General features: G+C 57.5%; 27 protein-coding genes and 1 pseudogene. 20 read left to right on the top strand and 8 right to left on the bottom strand.

Annotated elements, in window-relative coordinates; all coding sequences use genetic code 11:
* Positions 1 to 204: 204 nt before the first annotated feature.
* From W02_RS02930 to W02_RS02920, 3 genes and pseudogenes are all read right to left on the bottom strand, one after another.
* Entirely contained in the window at positions 205 to 513 is a 309-nt protein-coding gene (locus W02_RS02930; RefSeq protein ID WP_173044646.1) for a HigA family addiction module antitoxin, read from the bottom strand.
* 637 nt (positions 514 to 1,150) lie between these two features.
* The gene (locus tag W02_RS02925; RefSeq protein ID WP_173044644.1) at positions 1,151 to 1,363 is read right to left on the bottom strand and encodes a type II toxin-antitoxin system HicB family antitoxin; all 213 of its coding nucleotides are present in this window, start codon (positions 1,361 to 1,363) and stop codon (positions 1,151 to 1,153) included.
* A gap of 1 nt (position 1,364) precedes the next feature.
* Positions 1,365 to 1,561 (bottom strand): annotated as a pseudogene (locus tag W02_RS02920) (type II toxin-antitoxin system HicA family toxin).
* Between the two features lie 654 nt (positions 1,562 to 2,215).
* On the opposite strand from W02_RS02920, the gene W02_RS02915 reads away from it, so the two are divergent.
* Positions 2,216 to 2,455, top strand: coding sequence for a DUF2283 domain-containing protein (locus W02_RS02915; RefSeq protein WP_173044640.1), 240 nt, complete (start codon positions 2,216 to 2,218; stop codon positions 2,453 to 2,455).
* A gap of 269 nt (positions 2,456 to 2,724) precedes the next feature.
* Here W02_RS02915 and W02_RS02910 read toward each other — a convergent pair whose 3' ends face one another.
* Together W02_RS02910 and W02_RS02905 are read right to left on the bottom strand one after the other, a co-directional pair.
* On the bottom strand, positions 2,725 to 2,991 hold the full coding sequence (locus W02_RS02910; protein ID WP_173044637.1) for a helix-turn-helix transcriptional regulator: 267 nt from the start codon (positions 2,989 to 2,991) through the stop codon (positions 2,725 to 2,727).
* Positions 2,992 to 3,006: 15 nt separating this feature from the next.
* Positions 3,007 to 3,294, bottom strand: a complete 288-nt coding sequence (locus tag W02_RS02905) for a type II toxin-antitoxin system mRNA interferase toxin, RelE/StbE family (RefSeq protein ID WP_197742125.1) — start codon at positions 3,292 to 3,294, stop codon at positions 3,007 to 3,009.
* A 389-nt stretch (positions 3,295 to 3,683) separates the two neighbouring features.
* Between W02_RS02905 and W02_RS02900 the strand changes: the two genes are divergently transcribed.
* Both W02_RS02900 and W02_RS02895 read left to right on the top strand, forming a co-directional pair.
* Complete coding sequence (locus tag W02_RS02900; RefSeq protein WP_173044634.1) at positions 3,684 to 4,175, top strand: response regulator; 492 nt, start codon at positions 3,684 to 3,686, stop codon at positions 4,173 to 4,175.
* A 229-nt stretch (positions 4,176 to 4,404) separates the two neighbouring features.
* Positions 4,405 to 4,914 carry a response regulator gene (locus W02_RS02895; protein WP_173044632.1) on the top strand — a complete coding sequence of 170 codons (510 nt, stop codon included), beginning with the start codon at positions 4,405 to 4,407 and terminating at the stop codon, positions 4,912 to 4,914.
* 154 nt (positions 4,915 to 5,068) lie between these two features.
* Here the strand turns inward: W02_RS02895 and W02_RS02890 are convergent, their stop codons facing one another.
* On the bottom strand, positions 5,069 to 5,395 hold the full coding sequence (locus W02_RS02890) for a hypothetical protein (protein ID WP_173044630.1): 327 nt from the start codon (positions 5,393 to 5,395) through the stop codon (positions 5,069 to 5,071).
* A gap of 279 nt (positions 5,396 to 5,674) precedes the next feature.
* On the opposite strand from W02_RS02890, the gene W02_RS02885 reads away from it, so the two are divergent.
* The 3 genes from W02_RS02885 (at position 5,675) to W02_RS02875 (ending at position 7,803) form a co-directional block, all read left to right on the top strand.
* The gene (locus W02_RS02885) at positions 5,675 to 6,136 is read left to right on the top strand and encodes a cupin domain-containing protein (RefSeq protein WP_197742124.1); all 462 of its coding nucleotides are present in this window, start codon (positions 5,675 to 5,677) and stop codon (positions 6,134 to 6,136) included.
* A gap of 237 nt (positions 6,137 to 6,373) precedes the next feature.
* Positions 6,374 to 6,850, top strand: coding sequence for a two-component system response regulator (locus tag W02_RS02880; protein WP_173044628.1), 477 nt, complete (start codon positions 6,374 to 6,376; stop codon positions 6,848 to 6,850).
* A 206-nt stretch (positions 6,851 to 7,056) separates the two neighbouring features.
* Positions 7,057 to 7,803, top strand: a complete 747-nt coding sequence (locus tag W02_RS02875) for a hypothetical protein (RefSeq protein WP_173044626.1) — start codon at positions 7,057 to 7,059, stop codon at positions 7,801 to 7,803.
* 49 nt (positions 7,804 to 7,852) lie between these two features.
* On the opposite strand, the gene W02_RS02870 is transcribed toward W02_RS02875, so the two are convergent.
* Positions 7,853 to 9,055, bottom strand: coding sequence for a putative Ig domain-containing protein (locus W02_RS02870; RefSeq protein ID WP_173044624.1), 1,203 nt, complete (start codon positions 9,053 to 9,055; stop codon positions 7,853 to 7,855).
* Between the two features lie 259 nt (positions 9,056 to 9,314).
* On the opposite strand from W02_RS02870, the gene W02_RS02865 reads away from it, so the two are divergent.
* The 11 genes from W02_RS02865 to W02_RS02815 all read left to right on the top strand — a co-directional run bounded on the left by W02_RS02865 (position 9,315) and on the right by W02_RS02815 (position 19,814).
* Complete coding sequence (locus W02_RS02865; RefSeq protein WP_232068630.1) at positions 9,315 to 10,424, top strand: cytochrome-c peroxidase; 1,110 nt, start codon at positions 9,315 to 9,317, stop codon at positions 10,422 to 10,424.
* Between the two features lie 67 nt (positions 10,425 to 10,491).
* Positions 10,492 to 11,853 carry a DNA repair protein RadA gene (gene radA / locus W02_RS02860; protein WP_173044622.1) on the top strand — a complete coding sequence of 454 codons (1,362 nt, stop codon included), beginning with the start codon at positions 10,492 to 10,494 and terminating at the stop codon, positions 11,851 to 11,853.
* Positions 11,837 to 12,670: a hypothetical protein gene (locus W02_RS02855; protein WP_173044620.1), complete on the top strand. Its 834-nt coding sequence runs from the start codon at positions 11,837 to 11,839 to the stop codon at positions 12,668 to 12,670. Before radA ends, W02_RS02855 begins: the two co-directional genes overlap by 17 nt.
* A gap of 19 nt (positions 12,671 to 12,689) precedes the next feature.
* Positions 12,690 to 13,475, top strand: a complete 786-nt coding sequence (gene tsaB / locus W02_RS02850; RefSeq protein WP_173044618.1) for a tRNA (adenosine(37)-N6)-threonylcarbamoyltransferase complex dimerization subunit type 1 TsaB — start codon at positions 12,690 to 12,692, stop codon at positions 13,473 to 13,475.
* Entirely contained in the window at positions 13,472 to 14,011 is a 540-nt protein-coding gene (gene rimI / locus W02_RS02845) for a ribosomal protein S18-alanine N-acetyltransferase (protein ID WP_173044616.1), read from the top strand. The genes tsaB and rimI overlap by 4 nt, the downstream gene beginning before the upstream one ends.
* Positions 14,012 to 14,031: 20 nt before the next feature.
* The gene (locus W02_RS02840) at positions 14,032 to 14,274 is read left to right on the top strand and encodes a YdcH family protein (RefSeq protein ID WP_173044614.1); all 243 of its coding nucleotides are present in this window, start codon (positions 14,032 to 14,034) and stop codon (positions 14,272 to 14,274) included.
* A gap of 59 nt (positions 14,275 to 14,333) precedes the next feature.
* On the top strand, positions 14,334 to 15,107 hold the full coding sequence (tatC, locus tag W02_RS02835; protein WP_173044612.1) for a twin-arginine translocase subunit TatC: 774 nt from the start codon (positions 14,334 to 14,336) through the stop codon (positions 15,105 to 15,107).
* Positions 15,108 to 15,125: 18 nt separating this feature from the next.
* Positions 15,126 to 16,154 (top strand): hypothetical protein, encoded by a 1,029-nt coding sequence (locus tag W02_RS02830; protein ID WP_173044610.1) that lies wholly within the window; start codon positions 15,126 to 15,128, stop codon positions 16,152 to 16,154.
* 18 nt (positions 16,155 to 16,172) lie between these two features.
* Complete coding sequence (locus W02_RS02825; protein WP_173044608.1) at positions 16,173 to 16,685, top strand: peptidylprolyl isomerase; 513 nt, start codon at positions 16,173 to 16,175, stop codon at positions 16,683 to 16,685.
* 49 nt (positions 16,686 to 16,734) lie between these two features.
* Complete coding sequence (locus W02_RS02820; RefSeq protein WP_173044606.1) at positions 16,735 to 17,415, top strand: hypothetical protein; 681 nt, start codon at positions 16,735 to 16,737, stop codon at positions 17,413 to 17,415.
* A 155-nt stretch (positions 17,416 to 17,570) separates the two neighbouring features.
* Complete coding sequence (locus tag W02_RS02815; protein ID WP_173044604.1) at positions 17,571 to 19,814, top strand: tetratricopeptide repeat protein; 2,244 nt, start codon at positions 17,571 to 17,573, stop codon at positions 19,812 to 19,814.
* A gap of 329 nt (positions 19,815 to 20,143) precedes the next feature.
* On the opposite strand, the gene W02_RS02810 is transcribed toward W02_RS02815, so the two are convergent.
* On the bottom strand, positions 20,144 to 21,127 hold the full coding sequence (locus tag W02_RS02810) for a D-glycerate dehydrogenase (RefSeq protein ID WP_173044602.1): 984 nt from the start codon (positions 21,125 to 21,127) through the stop codon (positions 20,144 to 20,146).
* A 169-nt stretch (positions 21,128 to 21,296) separates the two neighbouring features.
* Here W02_RS02810 and purH point away from each other — a divergent pair, with 169 nt between their 5' ends.
* From purH to W02_RS02795, 3 genes are all read left to right on the top strand, one after another.
* Positions 21,297 to 22,850 (top strand): bifunctional phosphoribosylaminoimidazolecarboxamide formyltransferase/IMP cyclohydrolase, encoded by a 1,554-nt coding sequence (purH, locus tag W02_RS02805; protein WP_173044600.1) that lies wholly within the window; start codon positions 21,297 to 21,299, stop codon positions 22,848 to 22,850.
* Positions 22,851 to 23,010: 160 nt separating this feature from the next.
* The gene (purD, locus tag W02_RS02800; protein WP_173044598.1) at positions 23,011 to 24,285 is read left to right on the top strand and encodes a phosphoribosylamine--glycine ligase; all 1,275 of its coding nucleotides are present in this window, start codon (positions 23,011 to 23,013) and stop codon (positions 24,283 to 24,285) included.
* Positions 24,234 to 24,956: an L-threonylcarbamoyladenylate synthase gene (locus tag W02_RS02795; protein WP_232068629.1), complete on the top strand. Its 723-nt coding sequence runs from the start codon at positions 24,234 to 24,236 to the stop codon at positions 24,954 to 24,956. The genes purD and W02_RS02795 overlap by 52 nt, the downstream gene beginning before the upstream one ends.
* The last annotated feature ends 16 nt before the right edge of the window (positions 24,957 to 24,972 follow it).

The following is a 24,972-nucleotide window of genomic DNA, read 5'->3' as shown; positions in this document are numbered from 1 at the left end:
CAGGCTGACTGTCCAAAACAAAGGTACCGGGAATCTTTTTCCGTCAAGAAATGACCCTGTCACTTCCGCTGCTTGTTCCTCTCCGGCCGGCCGGTTCCGGCCTCTGCCTCCTGTTTCCTCTGTGACAATGCGCGATGCCTCTCCTCCTCCCATGAGAGAATTATCATCAGTTCAACTCTTCGCCACGACCTTCTCCCGACCGCGTCACGCAACCACGCCGGCTTCTTTCTTGGGCGTGATCCTCGTGACTCTGATTTTGCTTGCCGACTTTTCTGCTTCTGCTAAATCGTAGTCCATCTGAAGCCCAAGCCACACTTCCGCCCGGCTGCCAAAGGCCTTGGAAAGCCGGATCGCCATTTCCGGCGAAATTCCCGACTTCCCATTCAGCAGATTGTTCAGATTCTGCCGCGTCACGCCCAGTCGGGCCGCCGCTTCGGTGACTGTCAGGCTCAAGGGCTCGATGCACTCCCGCCGAATGATCTGTCCCGGATGAGGGGGTCTCTTCATACGCATGGTTCATTCTCCCATTAGTGGTAGTCAATCAGTTCGACGTCGCACGCGTGTCCATCTTCGAAACGAAAGATCACGCGCCAGTTTGCTACGTCGGCATCCTCGATGTGGCCTTCCTTCGGTTCAACTCTTGTAAGGCGGAAGATCTTGTATAAAAGTCGAGTCATGAGGGACGCCAAAACGAGAGCTGCGAACGGGGACATTCTACTTTTTTCAGGCAGATTCCACTCGAAGTTGAGCGACTGGATGGAAATTCGCACGCACGTATCTGTAGAGCGTTTTCATCCGCACCCGGCACGCAGTCCACGTGTATCACGTGCCCATTGCTAAAGGGCGCATACTTGAAAAGCCCGCATTCGCATTGAAATCTAGCCAACTCCTCGTGCTGCATTATGCAACCTGCATGATAGGAATGGGTTGAATCAGTAAAGACCTGTTGCGCAGCCGGCGTGAAAGGTTTCAATTAGCCGACCTTGAACCTTGCAATCAGCCGATAGCCAGACTTCCGATCAGCCGGAAGCAGGGCTATCCGCCGGAGAGTGAGGCAATGAGGGTTGGAGAACCCCAGTTCAGAGTCCTTGTTGCGAGAGGGCTTAACACGTAGTACACGCTGCGGTGGCCTGCGTCGATCGGATGGTTGTTAGGCAGGAACATCCACGTATTCGACGTGGCTGCTTGGAAGAGGAATAGGAAGGCCATCCTCTTTGAGTCCCGCTAAATGAAACTCAATCGCTTCACGGATGAGCGACTCGGTTTCTGCAACGGTGGCACCCGTGGCGATGCAGCCGGGAAGGTCCGGAACATATGCCGCATAATTCGCGGGTGCTTTTTCTATCACCACAGCATAACGCATGTCAGTGTGCTCCTTTTTTCCAGCCAGCTTGCTTAAAGATACTATTCAGTTTCCAGGAGGCAAGTCATCGCTTGGTTTGCCAGCCACAGTGACGCGGCCAGGTTTACTGGCATGCTTAAATTGGCGATGACTGCCCTTCGTGGCAACAATGAACCAACCATCTTCTCGTAGCTTATCCAGTACATCGCCAACCTTCACGCCTGAAGAATAACCGAGTTACGGTGCAAAGCCAACATCAAGAGATTGCCCTTGCATTACGCTCAATAGGAGAAACGGTGTCAAAGTTTTTGGGGTGAACAATTGTCTTGAATAAAGAAAAATGTACCGGAAGTTTTTTCTGAGGCGGTATTTACTGCTGATCCGCTGGATTCTGCCGTCGCTCCAATCTTTCCACACCGTGCCTGCCACTGAACTCTGATCCGCCGTCTTCCGCATGCCAGCACTTTCCAAAATCCTCATGCCAATGTATCCTGCCGCAGTTGCTCCTGGGCCTGATGGTCGGGAGCATTGAGTGCCTCACGACGAGGCACAAGGGAAAGCTGCGATGAACTTGCGCTGTCCGTTCCTTAAGACTCAGGTCGAATTGACAGAAGAGCGAGAATCGCATATCCGCGAGAAGCACCCAGAGTTATTGCCCCAACACCGAGATCACATCGAAGAAACCCTAGCTGATCCTGATGAAGTGCGGAAGGATGTTCGATTCTCCAACAGTCTGTTATTTTCCCATTGGTTTCCTGATGTCAAAGGCGGTAAATTTGTTGTCGTTGTGGTGGTCGCTGATCCGTCTCCCCCCGGTCGACATTGGATCGTGACCGCGTATGTGGCTCGGCAGCTCTCAGGAGGGGTAGTGCTATGGAAACGACCCTGACGGTGGAATACGACAAAGCCGGCGATATATTGTATCTCGGAAAAACGAAACCGTATCCCGAGCAGGACTCCGAGGAATTAGATTATGGGGTCGTTGCTCGGCTGAACCCACAGACGCATGATCTTGAAAACCTCGAAATTCTGTTTTTCTCGTCTCGTGTCGCCAAAGGAGAACCAGTCACACTACCGGTAATTGCCGAGTTCCACCTGCCCAAGGTGGGATGAGAGCTGACAAAACAAAGCCGGCAAGACTGCTCGGTTACTTGCCTTCCAGAGGATGGACGAGCTAACGTTTTTTCAGCTTTTCCATTGCCACCTCATCTCCTATTGTAGGCATTGATGTTGACTGAGAGAAGAAAGGCTTTCATGAAGTAGCACTCCGAGATGGCGATTCTTTCGGAAGTTCGCGAGCTGCGGTGGAACTTTACTGCTGATTGGTTCCAAATTGCATTGCAGAGTCGCGGGGCTTCGACGTGTCGGCGGGCGCAAGGATTTTACGCGGCAGACGGCTTGTGAATGTCCCATCCTGGGAAAACCAGCACAGCCGGGTGGCAACGTAGCGCACGAGCCAGAACCTTTGCACGTTCAACGCCAAGATTGATGCTGTCAGTTTCGATGGCAGATATTGTGGATTGTGGGATTCCAGTCAGCCTGGCCAGCTCATTCTGTGTGACTCCTTGAAGTTCCCGCATGATGCGTACCGATTCACCGACGGATACGGTCACCCGCTTTCGTGCCGGCTGAAATTCTCTAGTTCTCATGATTGCCTCCGATAATCATGCGCGGTTTAAATCTATTACAAGAACCAAAATTCGTTCTTGGTCCATCTTGTAGATGACGCGATACTGATCGCCAAGGCGCGATGACCGATGTTCCTTCCACTCTCCCTGCAGCTGCTCATCGTGGAATCCCTTGATCAGTCGAAGCCCTGACGGTCCAGAGACCCTTACGATATCTTTCCACTTCTCATACCGTTTGAGGATTTCTTTTGGGAGACGATCGAGCCGCTTTGCCGCGCGTCGATGTTCGAAGATCTCCCACATGTCGCGATTAACGTATACCATATATGATATAGGCTCGCCAAGCTCAAGCACGAAGGAGCTCTTGTCTTACGCTCCAAGAAGTGAGATGCAATTCCACCCCACATATCTTCTTGATACGCTTTCCATCAGGAGAGACGCAGAGAACACCGATGCGGATTTGCCACACGTGTTTCTCGCCGGTTAGCTTGCGGGCACCGTGTGGACGAGGAGCGTCTGCGAGCGATTCGATCTTTGGCAGAATCCGGCGGATGATGGCGGGGTCTAGGACTTCTAGTTCATGGCGTGCCGAGCGGGGCAGAGACGATGCTGGCCGGCAAATCGGCTCCTATCTTGGCTTCCAGGTCCCTTGACCAAATCTCCCACCCGGCGCAGACTACAGCATCTTCACCATATAACGCAGGAGGTCTTCCATGGCGTCTACCTCACCCTCCACTCCTGCGCAATTATCATCCACCGGAAGCTATGACAGGAACTCTGTGCTGATCATTGACGGTATTCTCAATGATCGAGAGTATTATGCCGACCGTCTTGTGCCAGAGTATTTCCTGTACATGGCCGGTAGAGGAAAGGCCGGCCTCGAATGTTTTTACGCCCACCGAATCGACTGTGTAGTCCTTGAGCTTGATCTTCCCGATATGAGCGGATTCGAAGTACTCGTTGAGCTGGTTCCTGTGGCTCGTCGTCCGACTGTTCCGGTCATCGTTCTCACCAGATTACAGAACGTGATGCTGACCGAACTTGCTGTGAAGAACGGCGCTCAAGCAGGGCTGCATAAAGCGGCCACGTCAGGAGATCAACTCAGGGAGGCTGTGTTCAAGGCGATAGCGGCAGTCCCGTATGCTACTAAGGAACAGAAAGAATTGTTCAAGTTCTCTAGAACTAAGACCAGACTTTCCATCTAATGCTCGCGGGCGAGCTGTGCCAGCCGTGTGGATTTCCAAGTGAATCGGCCTGGAGCTAAAATCATCACGATGATTTAGCACGGGACTTTTGATAGGCAGACCCTGCCAAGCCGATGATCTTGACCGGCAAATCAGCTCCTACCCGGGCTTCTCGGTCTGTTGACCTAATATGCCATCCGCCTCACAATAACCTTTCACGCTCTTTGACCATCCTGTTCAGATCGCTGTCATGATAAATCTGCTTCCTCCCCGGCCTCCATCTTCACCAGCACATTCAGATAGGAAGTCCGTTCTGATCATTGACGGAAATCGCGAAGACCGCGAATATTTTGCCGACCGCCTTGCACCCGAGTACTTCACATTCCTGGCCGACAGTGGGAAGACGGGTCTCGACTGCTTCTATACTCACCACATCGATTGCGTAGTCCTGGAACTCGATCTTCCTAATATGAGCGGCTTCGAGATTCTCATCGAGCTGGTTCCCATCGCTCGTCGTCCGACTGTCCCGGTCGTTGTCCTCACCACACTGTCCAATTTTATGCTCAGTGAGCTTGTCGAGAAGAACGGGGCACAGGTCTGTTTACATAAGGCAATCACATCAGGAGATGTGCTCAGCAAGGCAGTGTTCAGAGCAATCGAGGCAGTACCACGCACCGGCAAGGAACAGAGAGAAGTTTTCGACTTTCCTAGAAGAGAAACAACCGGCCGGAAGATGGACCAACCTCCCACCGGTCAGTGATCTCACCTGCAATGGGTAAGGGCTGGATCTGTATATAGGGATGTCACAGGTTTAGTTCATGCGAGCTTCGATGGCTCACGATGGATATCGATGTTCAACCGTGAGGCAGAAATATGGAGAGAGTGTCGTCCAGCAGAGAACCATCGGTGGTTGACTATCGCCGGCTTCGGTCAATCTGCACCACTTTGTTGGTATTGCTGGAAAATGTAATGGTCGTTGTCCATTCTCCTTTGCTCGCGTCGCCATTCCAAACATACTGATAGCTCACCACGCGCTGTCCAAGCTGGGTCGGTTCATATTGATCGATCCGCTGATCGGGTGAGCCGGTGCGCCTGGCAACCTCGGCTTCTGTCATTCCATAACTGACCATGCCGTACACCTCAAGGTCCAATTCTCGTGCGCAGGCAGGCAAATTGGAGGCGGCATTCACGGAGAGAATGAGGACGAACGTGAGCACAGTAGTAAACGTATGCGGTTTCAACGGGGCCTCCTGATTTCTGCGGTGCCGGTCGGATTGATCTGACAACCTGTCGTGCTGTGACTGCTATCGTTCCCAACAACCTTGCCGGCGTCAAGAAACGAGTGACTTTCGACGGTCACGGAGAACTTGATTGAAATGAACAGAACAGGGGTCGAACGGACCGCGTGTTACGGATGCCTCCGAGCTTCCCTTGGCCGCTGTGAATGTCCGGGCAGGCGTTGACAAGCGAATCGAGGAACCGCGACAATCGTTTCCCGATTACGAGGGGAGATTCCAGCCATGAGCGAACATACCGCCGTGAAGACCCAGCCGTTTATCGTGACACCCAAGGACTACGATCCCGCATTGGATGTGCTCGGTACCAAGGTGACCGTGCTCGCGTCAAACGCGGCGACACGATCGTATGAGATCAGCCTCCAGCAGGGAGACGAAGGAACGGGTCCGCCGCTGCATAGCCACGCCTGGGATGAGTCTTTCTTTATCCTCAAAGGCCAGATCGAGTTCAGTTGCGCAGACAAGACCGTACTGTGCATGCCCGGTACGCTCGTGCACGTGCCCGCCGGCACGATTCACGGTTTTCGCTACGGCTCCGGCGGCGGCCAAATGCTCGAACTCACCGGTCAGGGTGGCACGGCTTCACAGATGTTCACCGCCATCAGCAAGGAGATTCCCCCCGGCCCTCCGGATATTCCCAAGGTATTGGAGGTACTCAAGCAGAATGGGGTGAATGTCGCGGCTTGAGGCAACACGGTCGGACCGTAGCAAGTTCTCTGAAGCACTTCCTTCCAGAATCCAAGCTAAAAGCGGTGTCAGATGCTCCTTCGAATTGTGGCCTGAAGGCCTGTCTCTCGAGCGCCAGGAATGGCAGCAAATCGGCCACCAGAGGCCATTTGTGCCCTGTTGACCTCACTTTTGCAACGGCCTACGATTCTAGGACCGCGCAGTCATCGCCAGATCATGAACCGAGGGTGGTCGCCGATGGCCTTCATGTCTCCTGGTTTCTCATCGACCGGTACGACAACGGTCTTGTTCATAGACGGGAATGATCAGGACCGGCATTACTTCGTCGACCGCTTGCGGATTATTTCTCCCGAGTACAGAATTCTCGAGGCGCTCGACGGCCAGGCCGGTCTGGCGATCTATGGGTCTCGTCCGGTCCAGTGCGTAATTCTGGAGCTGGATCTTCCGGATATGAGCGGTTTCGAAGTTTTGATCAAACTCGTTCCGGTAGCGAGAAGGCCGAATGTTCCGGTCATCGTGCTCACTCGCTTGCACAATAAGGAAGTCTTGAACCTCGCTATTGCCAATGGTGCACAACAGGCATTTTGCAAGCCGCTTACGTCGGGAGATGTCCTCGACCAGGCGGTGAGAAAGGGGGTTACGACGGTCGGGAAAGTCTTCAAAGACACCCCTGAAAAAAGGCATGAAAAGGGGTGGTTGGATTCCTTCTTTTAAATCCGACTGCGCACCAGCCGGTCACTCCCCTCATTGTCATACCTTCCATGCTTGGCACGCACACTTGCACATAATCGATTGTTTGCCACAGTGAACGGTCAAGAAGCCGGCAATTCTGCGTCATTCCGCTCATCCAACGAATCGGATCACCCACCTAATAGGGTATTCCCTTGATGTCACGACCGGCGCCGCTGTAGGGTACGTGCATGAAATTCAACGTGCCTGGAATCGTGGCCTGTATCGTCGCACTCAGCCTGGCGGGTTGTGGCGATCAAGGTGAGTCGGACTCGGTGGCAACGACCGCCGAAGGAGCGTGGTCCGGCAGCACCGGCAGTGGCCGGACGCTGACGGCCGCCGTATTGAGTGATGGAACGTATTATTTCTTTTATTCCGTCCCGGGGAATATCAATCAGATTGCCGGGATGATTCAGGGGACAGGCACCTCGACAGAGGGCAGGTTTTCCTCTTCCAACGCCAAGGACATCAACGCCGAGGGAAGGGGCGCACTCGATGCGACGATTTCAGCGAACTATGACCGTCATCAATCGTTCAGCGGCACGGTCACGTACGTATCCGGCGGGGAACAGAGCTTCAACAGTTCCTACAATTCCGCTTACGATACGACGCCGGCGACATCGAGCTTGGCCGGATTTTATGCGGGGCAGCTCGGAACGACCGCCGGCCTCCAATCGACAAATATCACCGTGGCGGCCGACGGCGGATTCGCAGGGTCCCAGAGCAACGGCTGTACGTTCACCGGCTCGGCGACCCCGCGTACACGTGGCAACGTCTTTGATCAGAGGATGACGTTCGGACCGGCGCCTTGTCTCTTTGCGGGAAGAACGCTCACGGGAGTGGTGATGTTCGATGTCTCGACGTTGCGCCTCTACATCGGCGCTCCCGATTCTTCGAGAACGAACGGAGTCGTGTATTCCGGGCTGAGGCTTGGGTAAGCCGTCTCGTCCTATTCCGATCGTTCCTGTCAGTCCTCACTCCTCAAAACTACGGTGTAATCGTCAAGCTAAAGGTTTGGCTCACGCTCAGGCCGGCGGAATCTGTGGCCGAGATAACGACTGCATACGGTGAAGCGACTGAAGTTCCGAGAGCGGGAATGCCAGTGACTTGCCCTGATGAACTCATGGTAAGACCAGTCGGAAGACCGGAGGCACTCCACGTGTAGCCCGGCGTCCCCCCGCTCGCCGACATCGTTACCAAAGGATTGAGCCCCGTATATAGGAAGAGTTCTTTGCCGTTCGGCAGCGGCGAGGGAGTGGTAATAACCAGGGTGGCGATGGTCATGCCGAGCGGTTTGGTCGCGACGATGCCGTTGCTGTCCTGCAGGCGATAGGTGTTCGTGAATGATCCGGCAGCCGATGGAGTCCCGGTGATGATTCCACCCGCCGTCATCGACAAGCCGGGGGCCGGAGCCGTCCCGCCGAGGATGGACCAGGAATATGGCGGCGCACCGCCCGATGCCGTGAGCGTCACCGGCCCGTAAGGTTGATTCAGGGTCCCGCCTGGAAGAGGGGAGCTGTTGTTGATCGTCAGAGCTGCGTTGACGGTCAGGTTCAGCGTGGCTGAACCAGTTTGGTTCAGGGGGACGGAAGAATCCCGAACGGTGAAAGTAACGTTCTGCGAGCCTGCGCTCAAAGGCGTGCCGAGAATCGTTTGTGTGCCTGGGTCGAATGTGAGTCCGAACGGCATGGCAGCCGGTTGCCACACCAGCGGGGGCAGTCCACCCGCTGCCGTCAGCGTCGTGGGCGGATATGGCGAATTGACGGTGCCGGGTGGCAACGACGTCGTCGTAATGCTCGGAGCGCCAGGCACATTGAATGTCAGGAGCCGCTGCGAGGTTTTTGGTGGATTCGAAGAATCCTGGACGGTGAAGGTGTGGTTGGAGGCGCCTTGCGCCGCTGGGATGCCGTTGATTGCTCCGGTCCCGGCATCAAGTGCCACGTTGGCCGGCAAAGCCGGAGACACAGACCAACTATATGGAGTGACGCCGCCGGTGGCGCTGACCGTTGCCGCGTAGGGCTGGTTGATGGTCGCCGGGGGAAGCGCGGTGGTCGTGACTGTGAGTCCCGTGGGACCGGTCGGAGGCGGCGGAGCGTTGGAGACGTCATTGCAGCCGTTCACGGTGATGACGGAGCCAATACAGAGGATCAGTGCACATAGAGCATGTTTCTTGAACCAATAGTCGTGCATATATAGTCTCGATCTAGAGATGGATGTGATGTATATCAGCGAAATCGATCATAAAACAAACCTGCACACAGGTTCTCCCCTACGAAGGGGTGAAGGCGCACGATTAGCGTGTTGTTACTTTTCGTGCGGGGTCAGTTCGATCGTGAAGCGCACATTGAGCGTTGATGTTACCACTGTTATGAATTAATCTCCCCCTGCGCAAGCGCGGTATCAAGACCCTCATCGCCGTTGTCACAGACCCAAGGGAGATTGGCTGATCATGCTGCGAGCATCGTTGCGGATGGTTCGGGGTTGCAGTCCGTTTGTTTGCACGGCGTTCGTCCTGACCACAGTCCTTCAATTCCTGGCGCCGGTCGCTGCCAATCCCATTGGCGTGGCCCCATTAGCCGGCAAAAGTTGCACGGTGACTGCCACGCCGTACGAGTTGAAAATTCCATTCGGTTTGGAGGACGAGATCAAGGCGTACATTCCGGCGGAGAATCCCCTGACCGTCGAGAAAGTCGAGCTGGGCAAGCTGCTCTTCTTCGACCCGCGTCTGTCGATGGACAACACCATCTCATGTGCAAGCTGCCACAAGCCGGAATTGGCTTGGACGGATGGTACGAAACTTTCGATGGGCATTTCCAATCAATTATCGACCCGCAACAGCATGACGGTCGTGAATCGCCTGTATGGCCGCGCTCAGCTGTGGCACGGTAAGATGAGTACGCTGGAAGATCAGGCGAAGAACCCGCTGACCAAGGCGGTTCGGATGGGCATGATCTCTTCGGATACCGAGGTCGCCAAGTTGAACAGTATCAAGGGCTACCGCGATCGCTTTCAGCAGGTATTTTGTTCCGATGTGACGATGGATGGGATCGCCAAAGCTATCGCTGCATTTGAACGGACGATTCTATCAGGGAACAGTCCTGCAGACCGGTTCGATATGGGAGGCGAGGTGAACGCGCTGTCCGAATCGGCGCGGCGGGGCCTGACTCTATTCCAAGGCAAGGGCCGCTGCACCAGGTGCCATTCAGGATTCAATTTCAGCGATGAAGAGTTTCACAATCTGGGCATCGATTGGGATAAAGGTCGCGCCGACTTGGGCCGTTACAGCGTCGATCAACACCCCGGCACCGTCGGAGGATTCAAGACTCCGACGCTTCGCGAAATTGCCAGGACCGCTCCGTACATGCATGACGGGCGGTTTGCGACGCTCGAAGAAGTCGTGGAGTTTTACGACCGCGGGGGTATCGTCAACCCTCACCTTTCGAATCTGATCATTCCGTTGGGGCTGACCGACCAAGAAAAGAAGGATCTCGTGGAGTATATGAAGGCCCTGAATGGAGAAGGCTGGCAGATGACCGCGCCGGATTCTTTTCCGGAATGACGGCCGCGGGGCGTTCGTTGAACCAAAGATATGATTATGGGTTGCGGGTATCGAGAAAGCGCTGCCGATGAAAGCTAAGACCAACTTTTCCTGCCAGGCCTGCGGGCACCAGGCTCCCCGGTGGTTGGGTCGCTGCCCGGATTGCGGCGGCTGGAATACGATGAAGGAAGAACGGCAGGCTCCGACCGGCAAAGGTCGGCCGGTCGTCATGAAGTCCGCTCCGGCCCGGGCGACTCCGATCGGCGACATCGAAGTCGTCGGCGAAGATCGCCGGTTGACACGTATCGGGGAGTTCGATCGGGTGCTTGGCGGCGGCGTCATTCCAGGCGGCGTGATGTTAATCGGCGGCGATCCGGGAATCGGTAAGACGACGCTTCTCCTTCAGGCCTTGCCGCGGCTTGCATCGGCTGAGCAGCCGGTTTTGTATGTATCCGGGGAAGAATCGCCACGCCAAATCAAAATGCGCGGGCAGCGGCTCGGGATCGAGCATCCCAATCTCCTGGTTCTTGCCGAAACCTCGCTCGAGCAGATCCTCAAATCGGTGCAGGACATCCAGCCGGCGGCGCTCGTCGTGGATTCGATTCAAACCGTCTATACGGAACAGATTACCTCGGCCCCCGGCAGCATCAGCCAGGTTCAGGAAGTCGCGGGACAGTTGATGTGGTTCGCAAAGCGGTCCGGTGTGCCGGTGTTCATCATCGGGCACGTGACGAAGGAGGGGGCGATTGCCGGTCCACGATTGCTGGAACATATCGTGGATACGGTACTCTATTTTGAGGGGGACAAGGGCCACAGCTACCGGATCCTCCGGGCGGTCAAGAATCGCTTCGGGTCTACCAATGAGATCGGTGTCTTTGAAATGAAGGACTCCGGGCTCGAGGAGGTGACCAACCCGTCCGAACTGTTTCTCGCCGAGCGGCCGCAACGGAGCACCGGCTCGGTCGTGGTCTCGAGCCTGGAAGGCAGCAGGCCCATCCTCGTGGAATTGCAGGCACTCGTGTCCTCGACGAGTTATGCGATGCCCAAGCGCATGGCCAACGGCGTCGATCTCAACCGCGTATCCTTGCTCCTGGCCGTGATGGAAAAACGCCTCGGCCTTCATTTGTCCGGGCAGGACGTGTACGTGAACGTGGTGGGCGGCATGCACATTGACGAGCCGGCGATCGATCTGGGTGTCGTCGCAGCGGTGACCTCAAGCTTGCGCGAAGTTCCTGTCGAAAACGGGCTCCTCGTGCTCGGGGAGATCGGCCTGAGCGGAGAGGTTCGGGCCATCAGCCAGGCGGAATTGCGGATTCGCGAAGCGGCCAAAATGGGATTTAAGCGGTGTTTATTGCCGGAGCGGAATCTGGCGAAACTCGAACGGATCGATGGCATCGAACTGGTCGGTATTACCGAAGTGGGAGAAGCACTCGATGTGGTCTTGGCCTAGCATCCGCAGCACAGTCCTGATCATGTGCTTACTGGGTACGGTATCCGCCGGATGCAGCACGACGCCCGCACACGAAGAGGCGCCGCTCCAGGAGGCGACGGTCGAGGACTTGACCGGGTTGCTGCACCGGCGTCAAGCCGCGATCCAGAGTTTAAAGGGATTGTTCAGCGCCAAGGTACGGGGCGGCATCCTTCCGATCGCCACACGAGTCGAAGGCGCCGTGTATTATCAACGGCCCAATGCCATGCGCCTTCGAGGTTTCACAACCGTCGGCAGCGAATTGTTCGAGTTCGTGCAGATGGACGATCAATACATGCTCAGGCTTCCCACGATGGGTCGCGTGCTTTCCGGGCAAGGTTCTGATACGAGCGAAATGGGAAAGTTGGCACGCCCATTTCAACTGAGCATCTGGGCCATGGGAGGTGTCCTGGGAACCGGAGCGCTCTTGCCGGGCGAATCAGCGGCCATACATGAACAGGGCGATCGCTATCGGCTCGACATCTCCGGTACGCGGCCGGACGGAACGCAGGAATTGCGCCGGCGTCTCTGGTTCGATCGGCGTACGATGCTCGTGGTGCGCGAGGAACGGCTGACGGAATCGGGGCAACTGGACGCTTCCATTGAATATGAGGATTTTCGTGCCGTAGGGGATCTCCCGGCTTCGGCGTCCGGGACGGAAACGAGGCTGCTCCGTCCGTTCAAAATTTCGCTGGAAGACGGCCGCGGACGGGGCAGCGTCCAGGTCACCTTTCACGAACTCATTCCAAACCAGCCGATCAAGCCCGGCGATCTCGGGCAAGGTCAACAACAAGGATAGAAGGGCTGCGACGCTGGCGATGAAAGTCTTGGCCGTCGATACGGCGACTGCTTGGCAGAGTGTGGCGATTCTTGACGGGGACCACGTGCTTGGCCGGCACGACCAGCAGGCCGCCGGCGCTCATGTCAAACTCCTTCTCCCTACCATCGATAAGCTGCTCGCGGTCACCGGGCTGTCGCTCGAACGGTTGGATGGCTTAGTGGCGTCCATCGGACCTGGATCCTTTACCGGTCTGCGCGTCGGGTTGGCGACCATCCTTGGATTCCGCTCGGTCACGCAGACGCCCTTCGCGGTCGTTCCCACCCTGGAGGCCATGGCCTGGAATCTCCGAGGCTCGACACGTCTTTTGTGCCCGGTATTGAATAGCCGGCGAGGGGAACTTTATTGGGCAGTGTTCCAATGGACAAAGGACGGACTTCGGCATGTCGTGGCCGAGCAGGTAGGATCGCCTGAAATGCTGGGAAGGGCGTTATCAATGGATTCGGTCGTGCTGTATGGAGAAGGGTGGTCGACTGAAGCAAAGGCCATCCGCTCTGCAGCTCCCAAGATGTTGCATATCGAGGAAGCGGCTGATGAGGTCCAACGACCATCGGCCGTATCGGTCGCGCTTGCCGGCATGGCCAGGCTGGCGGCCAACGACACGGCCGGTATCGGCGTCAGCCCGTTCTATGTTCAGCGTCCTGAAGCGGAGATCAGGTTCGAACAGTCTGGAGGGGCATCGCCTGTCGCGCGCCGTCGCGAGAAGATTTCTCGAAAACTCGAGGCCCGCTCGGCTGCGCGTTCGAAAAGGAAGTTGCACAAGTGAGCGAGACTTCATATAAAATTATTCCTGCGACCCCTTCGGACCTTTCCCCAATTTTGGAGATTGAAGAGGCTTGCTTCTCCGCCCCCTGGACGCGCAAAATGGTGGAAGCTGAACTGACCGGCAATCCGTTCGCGCATTTTTTTCTTGCGAAGGGGACGCCGGAAGAGGGGTTGGCACCGGCCTCCGTGTTCGGGTATCTCTGCTTTTGGGTCGTCTTTGAGGAAATCCGGCTGATGAATCTGGCGGTGATCGAATCGATGCGGCACCGGGGCATCGCCACGGCCCTCGTGAACGCGGCTCTGCAGTACGGGGTGTCCCAGGCGGCGACAAAAGCCATCCTGGAAGTCAGGATCTCCAATGCTGCCGCCCGGCAGCTGTACTGCGGCTTTGGATTCCGCCAAGTCAGCGTCCGGCCTAACTACTATACCCAACCGGTTGAAGATGCCGTCCTGATGCAATTGGACCCCATCACGCTCAAGGGAAGCAGCGTGCCTGTGCTTCCGGCAGAAGGGGGTGCGCATCACGATTTCGCCTAATTCTAACCAGGAGGTGCGACATGATGACGGAGAATGTGATCGCGGAGCGGCTGCGCCAATCCAACACAGAATTCCGTGAACTGGAAGAGTCTCACCATCGGCTGGACCTGGAACTGAACACCCTGCAGAAACGTCACGTGCTCACCCCGATGGAAGAATTGTCAAAGAAGCAATTGCAAAAGGAAAAACTGGCGAAAAAAGACAGAATGGCTGAGATGATCCGCGTCTATCGCGATCATGACCAGCAATCCTCGGTCCACTAACAACAGAAGGATTCGTCGAGGATCCACAACCGGCCCGGTTAGGACCGGAACCGCTACGCATGCCGTCGATCGTCAATCCACTGGCCGCCCACATTCAGACGGTCAAGAAACGTCTGCTCATCATCGGGGCGACGATTTTGATTGCGCTGATGGCGGCTTTTACCTATTCCGCCGAAATGGTGGCGTGGCTGAACCGCCCGTTTCCCAATCAGCTGGTCTTCTACGGGCCGACCGAGGCGCTCTTCGCCTCTATTAAAGTCTCGTTCCTGGCCGCGGTCCTGATCAGCCTTCCGGTGGTGTTCTACCAATTCTGGAAATTCGTGGAACCGGCGCTGCTCCCCAAGGAGCAGCGCTGGGGTATCCCGATCTTTCTGCTGGCGGGAGGATTGTTCGTTCTCGGGCTCGTGTTCTGCAACCTGGTCATTCTGCCGCTGGTGATCGATTTCTTCGTCAGTTTCGGCATGGATCGGGATATCACGCCGCAATTGAGCGTCGGAACCTATATCGATTTCAACGTGAAATTTCTGTTGGTGTTCGGGTGTGCATTCGAATTGCCGCTCGTGCTGACCATCCTGGCACGTGTGGGCGTAGTATCGGCGCGCGTGCTTGCGACCTATCGCAAGCACGCCGTGCTGAGCGCGTTGATCATTTCGGCCATCGTGACGCCGGACGCCACGCTGTTCACGATGTTGCTCATGGCCGTTCCGTTGATGGTGCTCTACGAGATCGGCATCCTCGGCGCCAAAATATTCGGACGCCGGGGACCGACCGACGTGACACTGCCTCTCGACCCCGACATTCCGATGGGGACAGCGGGGCATCGCGTCCGGTAAGATATCCGTACGAACACCATGCGCATCCGTCATTCCCTCATCGCGTTCGTTTCTCTGCTGCTCTGCGGCCTGCCGGACGCCGTGTTCGCACAGCAAGGGCCGGGGGCTGCGGGGCCGTTCGATCAACAGGCGACAAGTATCCAAGCGTTAACGATAAGCGATCAGGCGCTCTATGCCGGTTCGTTCGGCTTTGGTATTTTTCGAAGCGACGATCGGGGTACTACGTGGACGAAATCTGGCGAAGGGGTCACCGATCCGTTTATTCTCTCGCTGGTGACGGCAAAGGATGGGACGGTGTACGTGGGAACGTTCCGAGGCGGCGTCTTTCGCACACGCGACAAGGGCAAGACGTGGCAGCCGGTCAGTCGCGGGCTGAAGCGGCAGGAGATCAAAGCTCTATTGGCCGTGGGAGACGTCATTTATGCGGGCACGGCCGATGGGGCGTATCGTCTGGTGGCCGGTCACGATCGATGGGCGGTTGTGACCACCGGGCTCGATGAGATTCTGGTGCATGCGCTGGCGCAGGCATCGGACGGCACGCTCTATGCGGGGACATCCGGTAAGGGCGTTCTGCGATTCAAGCCTGACGGCGCCGGGTGGGTCCGCATGCGCCAGGGCCTGAAAGATCACGAAGGCATGATCGAAAACTTTATTCGCGCACTGACCATCGATGCCGAAGGCTCGATCTATGCCGGCACCTTCGACGGCGGGGTGTTTCGCAGTACCGATGCCGGCACGACGTGGAAGGCGATCAGCCGCGCACTTCCCAATGACTCGATTCGCAGCATCGTCAGCAATAGCCGGGGTCTCTTTGTGGCCACTGGGTATGGGATTTACAAGACCGTCGATCATGGCCGCCAATGGGTGCCGCTCAATAATGGGTTGACCAGCCTGTCGGTTCAGGTGCTGATCGAATCCGCGCCGGGGACCTTCTATGCCGGGACCAATGCCGGGGCTTTCCGGAGCGACGACGATGGAAAGTCATGGACCGTAATCAATCAGGGATTGGAGGGGGGTGTCGCCCCTCCGCCCTTCTTATTCCGATAACCAGAAAGGACGTTCATCATGGCGGAAGCGACTCCGAAGACTAGGGCGACCATTGCCGTCGCGAGCAAAGGGCAGGCGCTCGGGGACATTGTCTTGCAATTTTTCCCCGACGTGGCGCCCGGCCACGTGAAAAATTTTACGGACTTGGCCAACAAAGGATTTTATAACGGCACTACATTCCATCGCGTCATTCCCGGATTCATGATCCAGGGCGGTGATCCAAACAGCAAGAGCGCGGATCGGGCGTCGCACGGCATCGGCGGACCGGGGTATCGCATCAAGGCCGAATTCAACAGTAAGCCCCACAAGCGGGGCATTGTCTCCATGGCCCGCGCGAACGACCCGGACAGTGCCGGCTCCCAGTTCTTCATCTGTGTCGCCGATGCGAACTTTCTGGATTGGCAGTACACGGCGTTTGGGGAGGTCGTCAGCGGCATGGACGTGGCCGACAAGATCGTCAATATGAAGCGAGACGGGCGGGACAATCCGCTCGAGCGCATCGAAATGACCGTCACGGTGAGTGAGGCGTGATCCCACACGGATTCCTGTGGCAACGCACGATTCGGAATCACGGCGCTGCGTGAGTGGACTCTTCCTCGCCGGGCTTTGCATCATGGCGATGATCGGCTGCGCCATTCCTCAGCCGCCGTATCGCGCGGTCTACGAAGATCCCGTCAATTTCGTCCGTCTGGAAATTGACGACTCCGTGCTTCCGGAATGGCCTCCCGGCCATCATACGCATCCGATGACCTTCACGGTTGAGTACGTGAAACAGATTCTCAACGGGATGTCGGTTCGGGAACATCGCATTTGGCTCCAGCGGAAATTCCAAGGCGAAGCTCCGCTGGTTCCGGTTTTCAAACCCGAGGAGGTGGAGCTGCTGGCGCCTCAGATTACGGAAGCCTTCGCGGAAGCGAAGTATAACGAACGGGTGACGTTTTATCTGAGCCAGCCGCAGACATCCGTGAAACGCGTGATTACGACGGGAGGGATGTACGCCCGGGACGCAGAGCTCCATGTCATCCTCGGCAACTGGCAGTTCGTCTACGGCATTCCGACCTACGGCATGATTTACGACCGGCGGTACCCGATGCGCCCGACGGCGGCCAAAGGGTTCGACCTGCTTTTCAAACCTGAAGAGGCGGTCATCAAACAGCAGAGTAGCATTTGGGATACGCTGCTGGCCAACAACAAAGACGAACTGGTCATCGACACGACCAAAATCGTTCCCGCCGAACCTGTCTCCTTGGCGTTACCCTAGGGTGACAGACGCGGAGTGCTCCGCGCGTAAACCGGTCGTTGTCGACCGGAACGGACGCATCGGGAAATTTCCAAATCTGCGTGCACGTATTATCCCCGTTTCGTTGACAAAAAATCCCGCCGCTGTTAGCGTCTGATGGTCACGGGAGGTCTGCCTTGGGCATCGACCGCAGCAAGGTTTTGCACAGCGCCCAGCTGTTTGCATCAAAAGGTCAGTTCGACTCCGCCATCAACGAGTGGAAGAAGCTGTCGGCGGAATCTCCCGCCGATGGAAGCATCTACAACTCCATCGGCGAACTGCACCTCAAGCGAAACTCCACAGGAGAAGCGGTCGCCGCATTTCTCCAATCCGCCAATGCTTTCCGCGCCGAAGGCGCCACGCTCAAGGCCATCGCGACCTTTAAGAAAGTGCTGAAGCTGGATCCTGCCCGGTATGAGGTCTACCGCCATCTGGGTGATCTCAACGCGGAGCGCGGGCTGCTGAGCAGCGCGGTCCAGGATTATCTGACCCTGGGCAAGCATTATTTGAAGGAGCGCAAGACCAAAGAAGCACTCGATATCTATCGGAGGATCGTCAGCCAGGATCCGTCGAACCTTGACGCGCAGCAGCGGGTGGCCGAACTCTGCGTGCAGGAAAACATGCAGGATGAAGCCACCAAGGTGTATTTGCAGTTGGGTCGTGAACGGTCCGCCCAGCAGCGGTTCACGGAAGCCAAAGAGGCTTACCAGTCCGTCCTGCGCATCGATCCCGTAAACAACGAAGCCAGACAGTTCATCGAGCATTTTGAAAAGTCGGGTGGCGATCCCGTCCGGACATCGAAAGCGGGCGCGCCGTCTGCAGTCGGGAAAAGTCTGGAGCCGACCGATCTTTTGGCGGAAGCCAGCCGGCGTATCGAAGAAAAGCAGTATGCCGGCGCCGAAGCCATTCTCAATCAATTGCTGTCGAAAGAGCCCGGCAATCCTCAGGTATGCCAACTGCTGGCCCGGCTGCATTTGAATCAGGGGCAGCTCTTGGTCGCGTTGGGAGAATACCGGTTTCTGGCTGGAGCCGCGCTGCGCGCGCAGGAGTATACCCAAGCCGAGGCGCTCATCAAGGAGTTCCTGGCAATCGAGCCGAACTCCGTACCGCTCCTGGAACTGCAGGGCGAACTCCACGAAGAACAGGGCGACGTGCAGACGGCCGTCATCCATTATGGAAAGGCCGTGGAAGTGCTCATCGAAAATCCGGAACCGGGCATGGAGTCCCTGCACGAAGAGATCTTTGAGAAGATCAGAACCCTGGCTCCCGAGAGCGCGGTCGTGAAGAAACTGACCGCCCTCATGAGGGCGGGAACCCAAGAATCGACCGAAGCTGTCCCGTCCGAACAATCGGTTGAGACGGTCTTGGTGGACGGGCTCACTCTTCCTCAAGAGCAGCGACCCGAGGAGGAATTTTCACTCACGGGGGCTGCCCCGGATGATTCCTGGACGCCTGCGACCAGGAGTTCAATAGACGATCATCCTCCTGGCCTCTCACAGACGGACGGTGACCTCGGCTCGGCGGATGCCAGGCCGGTCATGGAGTTCTCTGTTGCCAATGCCGCGCCGGACGATGCGACTGACCGGTTCCACGAGAGCCCGGCATCCGGGGACGATACCACTATCCATTCGAAGCATGAACAGTTCGAGTCCTATCGGGAGGCGGGCCGTCTCGTCGAGGCGGAAATCTGGCTCGGCCGCCTGGTGAGCCATGATCCGGAGGATGCTGAGTCACGGGAATTGCTCGGCCGGTTGCTGGAAGAAAAAGGGGATGCTGCCAGCGCCGCGATCCAGTACACGCGCGCCCTTGAATTGCGGATGGCCGCCGGAGACTCCGGCCGGACCTACGATCTCTATCAAAAGGTCAAGGAGCTGGCCCCTGGTAGTTCGCTTTTGACTCAGCTGCCGCAACCCTCCGATCCGGTACCTGCCGCAGCAGCCAAGGATGCGCCACCTCGGCCTTCCGACGATTCAGCCGACGTCTTCGATTCGGAAACCCATTACACGCTCGGTGTGGCGTTCAAGAACATGGGATTGCCGGAGGAAGCGAAAGAAGAGTTCCTGCTTTCAATGAGGTCACCCGCGGTTTTCCTCGACTCCTGTCTCATGATCGCGGTCTGCCTCAAGGAGCAGGGCCATCCGGTTGAGGCGAGCACTCATCTCGAACGTCTTTTGGGTGATCCGAGGTGTGAAGGGGCGAAGGCCCATGCGATCCGATACGAACTGGGGTTGCTGTATGAAGCGCAGGCCCAGTGGCAGCGAGCCCTGACGATGTATGAATCCATTCCGACCTTCCATGATGTACCGCAGCGCCTCGAATCGATCCGGACACGTCATCCATCCACACCGATCCCGTCCCGAGAATTCCGATACGCCACCTAGCAGGATGTTGAAAAAGTCCTCCGGCTGCGTTCTCGCATCGCTCAGAGGCTCAGCGTACGGCAGAGAGTACGATTCACCTCTTCGCTCGCTGCGGCCTTGCCGGAAGGCCTTTTTGAACATCCTGTGAACTCTTGCGACCCGATCAGCGATCATGCCCGGCTCTGTGTTTTCCGGTGTCCAAAACAGTTTTTCAACAGCCTGCTAGTGTTGCGTCCCACAAATTTTGTTCATAACCCGTTTGCCCTGAATCCGTCGAAGGGCATGCAGTTTCAAGGAGTTCCATTCATGCTTCAACAAGATCACCACAAAGGAATTTCTGGGACACCACACTAACTGTCCGTCCGGATGCGGTTGGGAGCTTCCTTTCCGGCCAACACCGCCTCGATATTCGCAAGGCACATCATGCCCATTTCCACTCTCGCCGCCCAAGTGGCGGACCCAAGGTGCGGGAGCAGCACCGCTTTTTTCGAGGCGATGAGCCCCGGATGAACGGCCGGTTCTTCCTCGTACACATCCAAGCCGGCGCCGCTGATGGTTCCATTCTCCAGCGCAGAGGCCAGCGCGGATTCATCGACCAGAGGCCCACGAGACGTATTAATGAGCACCGCCGACTTCTGCATCTCGGCCAGTTCCTTGGCGCCGATCAGATGACGGGTCTGATCCGTCAACGGGGCGTGCAACGACACCATGTCCGCCTCACGAAGTAATTCGGGCAATGAGACGTGGGTCCAGGGCTCCGGCGATGGCACCGGGCGCCGCGTATGGTAGATGACACGCATGCGAAATCCTGATGCCCGTCTCGCCACGGCCTGTCCAATGCGCCCGAACCCGACGATTCCAAGGGTCCGTCCCGTCACTTCGCCGCTGAGAAAATGCGTCGGCGTCCATCCCGTCCAAGCGCCGCTCCTTATCAACTGGTCGCCTTCGACGATCCGGCGGACCGTCGACAGCAGCAGGGCCCATGTGAGATCGGCCGTGGCGTCGGTCAATACGTCGGGTGTATTGGTGACAACAAGGCCCTGTCGAGCGGCTGCAACGAGGTCGATGTTGTTGTATCCCACGGCGTAGTTGGACAGGATTCGTAGGTGGGGGACGCTGCGGATCAAATCGGCGTCGATCGTTTCGGCCAATGTGACGATGGCGGCATCAGCGCGCTGGAGATTATCCGCCAGCTCGGCCCGCGATGGAGCGGCTGGGGTCGGCTCGTTCACCAGGTGAAAGCGGCGTCGGATGGCGAGCATCACCGCATCGGGTAGCAGACGGGACACATAGAGGAGGGGACGCCGGTCGCCGGCCGGATTCGAGCGTGGCATGTGCCGATTGTAATCACATATTCGGCGTGGTCACAACCGCCGGCATGCCTGTGTAGGCGGCGCGCAGCCGTCCGTTCGTCGCCTTGAAGTTACGAACTTCATTTGCTATTCTCCAACCGCCTTCCCGACTACGAACCACCGCTATCGGACAATCGCCAAGGAGTAGAGCATGGCCAGCATCAAGCGGGCGCTGATCAGTGTTTCAGATAAAACCGGCATCATCGACATGGCCAAGGGTTTGGAAGCCCTCGGCGCCGAAATCCTTTCCACCGGAGGAACGGCCAAGGCATTGCGCGAAGCCGGGATTCAGGTTACCGACGTGGCGGCGTACACGGGCTCACCGGAAATCCTCGACGGGCGCGTCAAGACGCTCCATCCGAAGATCCACGGAGGGTTGCTCGGCCGCCGGTCTCTTCCGGCTCATGCCGAACAGATGAAACAACACAATATCGGTCCGATCGACGTCGTGGTCGTCAATTTGTATCCGTTCGAAGCCACCATTGCAAAACCCAACTGCCATTTCGACGATGCGATCGAAAACATCGACATCGGCGGTCCCTCGATGTTGCGATCGGCGGCCAAGAATCACGAGGACGTGCTCGTCGTGGTGGATCCGGCCGACTATCAGCGGGTCATGCAGGCCGTCAAAGACAATACGGTCACGCGCGCACTTCGCCGCGAGCTCGCCATGAAAGTGTTCCAACATACGTCGCGATACGATGGTCTTATCGCCGGCTATCTCGAAAAACACCATCAGGGCACTGCCGCGAAGTTCCCGAAAGTCCTCACGCTGCAATACGAACTGGCGGACACGCTGCGCTATGGAGAAAATCCGCACCAGCAGGGCGCGTTTTATCGTGAGCTGCATTCTCAGGAACCGTCGGTGGCGCGCGGGAAGATCCTCCACGGCAAGGCGATGTCGTACAACAATTTCCTCGATGCCAATTCCGCGCTCGAGTTGGCCAAAGAGTACGACGAGATTGCCGTGGCGATCATCAAACACAACAACCCCTGCGGCGCCGCGCTCGGCACGACGCCGGTTGAGGCGTATGTGAAGGCCAGAGAAACGGACCCCATATCGGCGTTCGGCGGCGTGATCGCTTTCAACCGGCCCGTCGACCTCGCGGCCGCCAAGGAGATTACGTCCACATTCGTCGAAGTCGTGATTGCACCGGGATTCGCCGAGGACGCGCTTGCGGAGCTGAAACGCAAGAAGGACCTTCGTTTGCTCGACGTCGGACCGCTGCACAAAGTCAAACAGGAAGGCTACGACCTCAAGAAACTCGTGGGTGGTTTGATCGTCCAGGATCGCGATCTCGGCGCGCTGACGGATTTGCGGGCGCTGACCGTGCCGACCGTCAGGAAGCCCACCGATGAGGAATATGCCGCCTGCGCCTTCGCCTGGAAGGTCTGCAAACATGTGAAGTCGAATGCGATCATTTTTGCGAAGCCCGGCCAAACCGTCGGAATCGGCGCGGGCCAGATGAGCCGGGTCGACAGTGTGAAGCTGGCGACCATGAAAGCTCAGATGCCCGTCAAAGGCTGTGTCATGGCATCGGATGCGTTTTTCCCGTTCCGTGACGGACTGGACGCGGCGGCGGAAGCGGGCATTACGGCCGTGATTCAACCGGGCGGGTCGATTCGCGATGCCGAGGTCGTGAAGGCCGCGGATGAACACGGACTGGCCATGATCATGACGGGTATGAGACATTTCCGTCATTAAATCAATTATGACCTAGCCGCTCGCGCGGTCACGACCACGATGCTGGATGTCCGGATTCGATGGCCCTCTCAGTCGATACCAGCACCCTTGATGAAGAGATGTCCAAGCCGCCGGCTTCATGGCGGCTTCGGATTGCCGGAACGATCGGAATGCATCTTCCATGAAGATCCTCGTAGTCGGCGGCGGCGGGCGCGAGCATGCCATGGTCTGGAAGCTCGCGCAGAGCCCTCGGAAACCAATCCTGTTTTGTGCGCCGGGCAATGCCGGCATTGCCTCGCTCGCCGTCTGTGTTCCCATCAAAGCCGATGATGTCGCCGCGCTGAAGGCTTTCGTCATCCGTGAACAGATCGATCTGACCGTCGTTGGGCCTGAAGCTCCCCTGGCTTTGGGAATCGCCGATGAATTCAGGCGGGCGAAACTCAGGATTTTCGGCCCGACGAAAGCGGCGGCCCGCCTCGAGGCCAGCAAGACGTTTTCAAAAGAAGTGATGGCGCGCGTCAGCATTCCAACGGCAACCGCCAAGAGTTTTGACAAGACGTCCGAGGCGCTGGCCTATGTCGACCAGCACGAGTTGCCGATCGTCGTCAAAGCAGATGGGCTGGCGCAAGGGAAAGGCGTGGTGATCGCCACGACGCGCGAGCAGGCCTCACGGGCGGTGATCGATGCCATGGACAACGCCGTGTTCGGCGAGGCGGGGAGGCAGGTATTGATCGAACAGTTTCTCGATGGAGAGGAACTCACGATCATGGCGTTTACCGATGGGAGAACCGTCGTCCCGATGTTGCCCGCACAAGATCACAAGCGGGTGGGCGACGGAGACAGCGGTCTCAACACCGGCGGCATGGGCGCGTATGCGCCGGCCCCGATCGGCACACCGGAACTCCGCCTGAGGGTGACCCGTGAAATTCTCGAGCCGGTCGTCCAGGGACTGTCTCGGATGGGATCGCCGTTTCAGGGGGTGTTATACGCCGGCCTGATGATCGTGAAGGGCGTGCCGTATGTGTTGGAGTTCAACGCCCGCATGGGAGATCCGGAAACCCAGGTCGTCCTGCCACTGCTCAAGACGGAGTTGCTGGACGTCATTGAAGCGGTTGTGGACCACCGGCTCGACCAACTCGCCGTCGAATGGCATGATCATGCCGCCGTATGCGTGGTGATGACCGCAGGCGGATATCCCGGCCGGTATGAGAACGGGTTGCCGATTCGTGGCCTGGACTTCGAATCCAACCGGCAGATGATTGTGTTTCATGCCGGAACGACGGAGGCTGCCGGCCGGGTCGTGACAGCCGGGGGGCGGGTGCTGGGTGTCACGGGGATCGGAAAAAGCCTGGGTGAGGCGAAGGAATTGGCCTATCGCAGGGTCAAGCAGCTCGGCTTCGACCGATGCCACTATCGCACGGATATTGCCGACCGGGCCTTGCGAGCCTCCCGCTGATCAATGGTCTGTCTCATCCCATGGGAGTGATCGAACCCTATCATCCCGAGAATGCCGTTCAGCTTGCCCAGCGTGTGAAAGCCGTGACGTCGTCCGGCGGCATTGTCGGCTTGCCTACGGAAACGTTTTACGGACTGGCAGTCGATCCGTTCAATGCCCGCGCGGTGGAGGCACTGCTCGATGCGAAGGGCAGGGGGGAAGGCAAACCGATCCTGGTCCTGATCGGTTCGCTGACACAACTTTCGCTGCTGACCGAAGAGTCTTCTCCGATTGCCCGGTTACTGATGAGCGCGTTTTGGCCGGGCCCGTTGACGATTCTGTTTCCCGCCCGGCGCGAGCTTCCCCATAATGTAACGGCCAACACAGGCACGGTGGGTGTGCGACTCAGCTGTTGCCGTCCACTGATTGACATCCTGATCACGACGGGGCCATTGACCGGCACGAGCGCCAATCGCTCCGGTGAGCCGCCGGCCGCTGCGGCGCAAGACGTGATGCGCTCATTCGGAGCAACCGTCCGTTTGATTGTCGATGCCGGGGGCACGGCCGGAGGAAAACCGTCGACCGTGATCGATCCGCGCGAGCCCGTTCGACTCGTTCGCGAAGGCGCTATCTCTCGACAGATGATAGAGAACGTGCTAGAGACACAAGGGATTTCGTTGCGATACTCGTGACGGATCTTGCAGTGAT

The sequence above is a fragment of the Nitrospira sp. KM1 genome (assembly GCF_011405515.1).
Lineage (GTDB): Bacteria > Nitrospirota > Nitrospiria > Nitrospirales > Nitrospiraceae > Nitrospira_C.
The sequence above is the reverse complement of the archived record's forward strand: the minus strand, read 5'-3'. Positions and strand labels throughout refer to the sequence as shown.

What these genes read in the sequence shown, in the direction of transcription:
- W02_RS02870 (WP_173044624.1), bottom strand. Translation starts at nt 9,055, where the DNA reads ATGCACGACTATTGGTTCAAGAAACATGCTCTATGTGCACTGATCCTC.
- W02_RS02865 (WP_232068630.1), top strand. Translation starts at nt 9,315, where the DNA reads ATGCTGCGAGCATCGTTGCGGATGGTTCGGGGTTGCAGTCCGTTTGTT.
- W02_RS02930 (WP_173044646.1), bottom strand. Translation starts at nt 513, where the DNA reads ATGCGTATGAAGAGACCCCCTCATCCGGGACAGATCATTCGGCGGGAG.
- W02_RS02900 (WP_173044634.1), top strand. Translation starts at nt 3,684, where the DNA reads ATGGCGTCTACCTCACCCTCCACTCCTGCGCAATTATCATCCACCGGA.
- W02_RS02885 (WP_197742124.1), top strand. Translation starts at nt 5,675, where the DNA reads ATGAGCGAACATACCGCCGTGAAGACCCAGCCGTTTATCGTGACACCC.
- W02_RS02795 (WP_232068629.1), top strand. Translation starts at nt 24,234, where the DNA reads ATGCCACTATCGCACGGATATTGCCGACCGGGCCTTGCGAGCCTCCCG.
- tatC (WP_173044612.1), top strand. Translation starts at nt 14,334, where the DNA reads ATGCCGTCGATCGTCAATCCACTGGCCGCCCACATTCAGACGGTCAAG.
- W02_RS02825 (WP_173044608.1), top strand. Translation starts at nt 16,173, where the DNA reads ATGGCGGAAGCGACTCCGAAGACTAGGGCGACCATTGCCGTCGCGAGC.
- radA (WP_173044622.1), top strand. Translation starts at nt 10,492, where the DNA reads ATGAAAGCTAAGACCAACTTTTCCTGCCAGGCCTGCGGGCACCAGGCT.
- W02_RS02830 (WP_173044610.1), top strand. Translation starts at nt 15,126, where the DNA reads ATGCGCATCCGTCATTCCCTCATCGCGTTCGTTTCTCTGCTGCTCTGC.
- W02_RS02915 (WP_173044640.1), top strand. Translation starts at nt 2,216, where the DNA reads ATGGAAACGACCCTGACGGTGGAATACGACAAAGCCGGCGATATATTG.
- W02_RS02895 (WP_173044632.1), top strand. Translation starts at nt 4,405, where the DNA reads ATGATAAATCTGCTTCCTCCCCGGCCTCCATCTTCACCAGCACATTCA.
- W02_RS02875 (WP_173044626.1), top strand. Translation starts at nt 7,057, where the DNA reads ATGAAATTCAACGTGCCTGGAATCGTGGCCTGTATCGTCGCACTCAGC.
- purH (WP_173044600.1), top strand. Translation starts at nt 21,297, where the DNA reads ATGGCCAGCATCAAGCGGGCGCTGATCAGTGTTTCAGATAAAACCGGC.
- W02_RS02925 (WP_173044644.1), bottom strand. Translation starts at nt 1,363, where the DNA reads ATGCGTTATGCTGTGGTGATAGAAAAAGCACCCGCGAATTATGCGGCA.
- W02_RS02855 (WP_173044620.1), top strand. Translation starts at nt 11,837, where the DNA reads ATGTGGTCTTGGCCTAGCATCCGCAGCACAGTCCTGATCATGTGCTTA.
- purD (WP_173044598.1), top strand. Translation starts at nt 23,011, where the DNA reads ATGAAGATCCTCGTAGTCGGCGGCGGCGGGCGCGAGCATGCCATGGTC.
- W02_RS02905 (WP_197742125.1), bottom strand. Translation starts at nt 3,294, where the DNA reads ATGGTATACGTTAATCGCGACATGTGGGAGATCTTCGAACATCGACGC.
- W02_RS02910 (WP_173044637.1), bottom strand. Translation starts at nt 2,991, where the DNA reads ATGAGAACTAGAGAATTTCAGCCGGCACGAAAGCGGGTGACCGTATCC.
- W02_RS02840 (WP_173044614.1), top strand. Translation starts at nt 14,032, where the DNA reads ATGATGACGGAGAATGTGATCGCGGAGCGGCTGCGCCAATCCAACACA.
- W02_RS02810 (WP_173044602.1), bottom strand. Translation starts at nt 21,127, where the DNA reads ATGCCACGCTCGAATCCGGCCGGCGACCGGCGTCCCCTCCTCTATGTG.
- tsaB (WP_173044618.1), top strand. Translation starts at nt 12,690, where the DNA reads ATGAAAGTCTTGGCCGTCGATACGGCGACTGCTTGGCAGAGTGTGGCG.
- W02_RS02880 (WP_173044628.1), top strand. Translation starts at nt 6,374, where the DNA reads ATGGCCTTCATGTCTCCTGGTTTCTCATCGACCGGTACGACAACGGTC.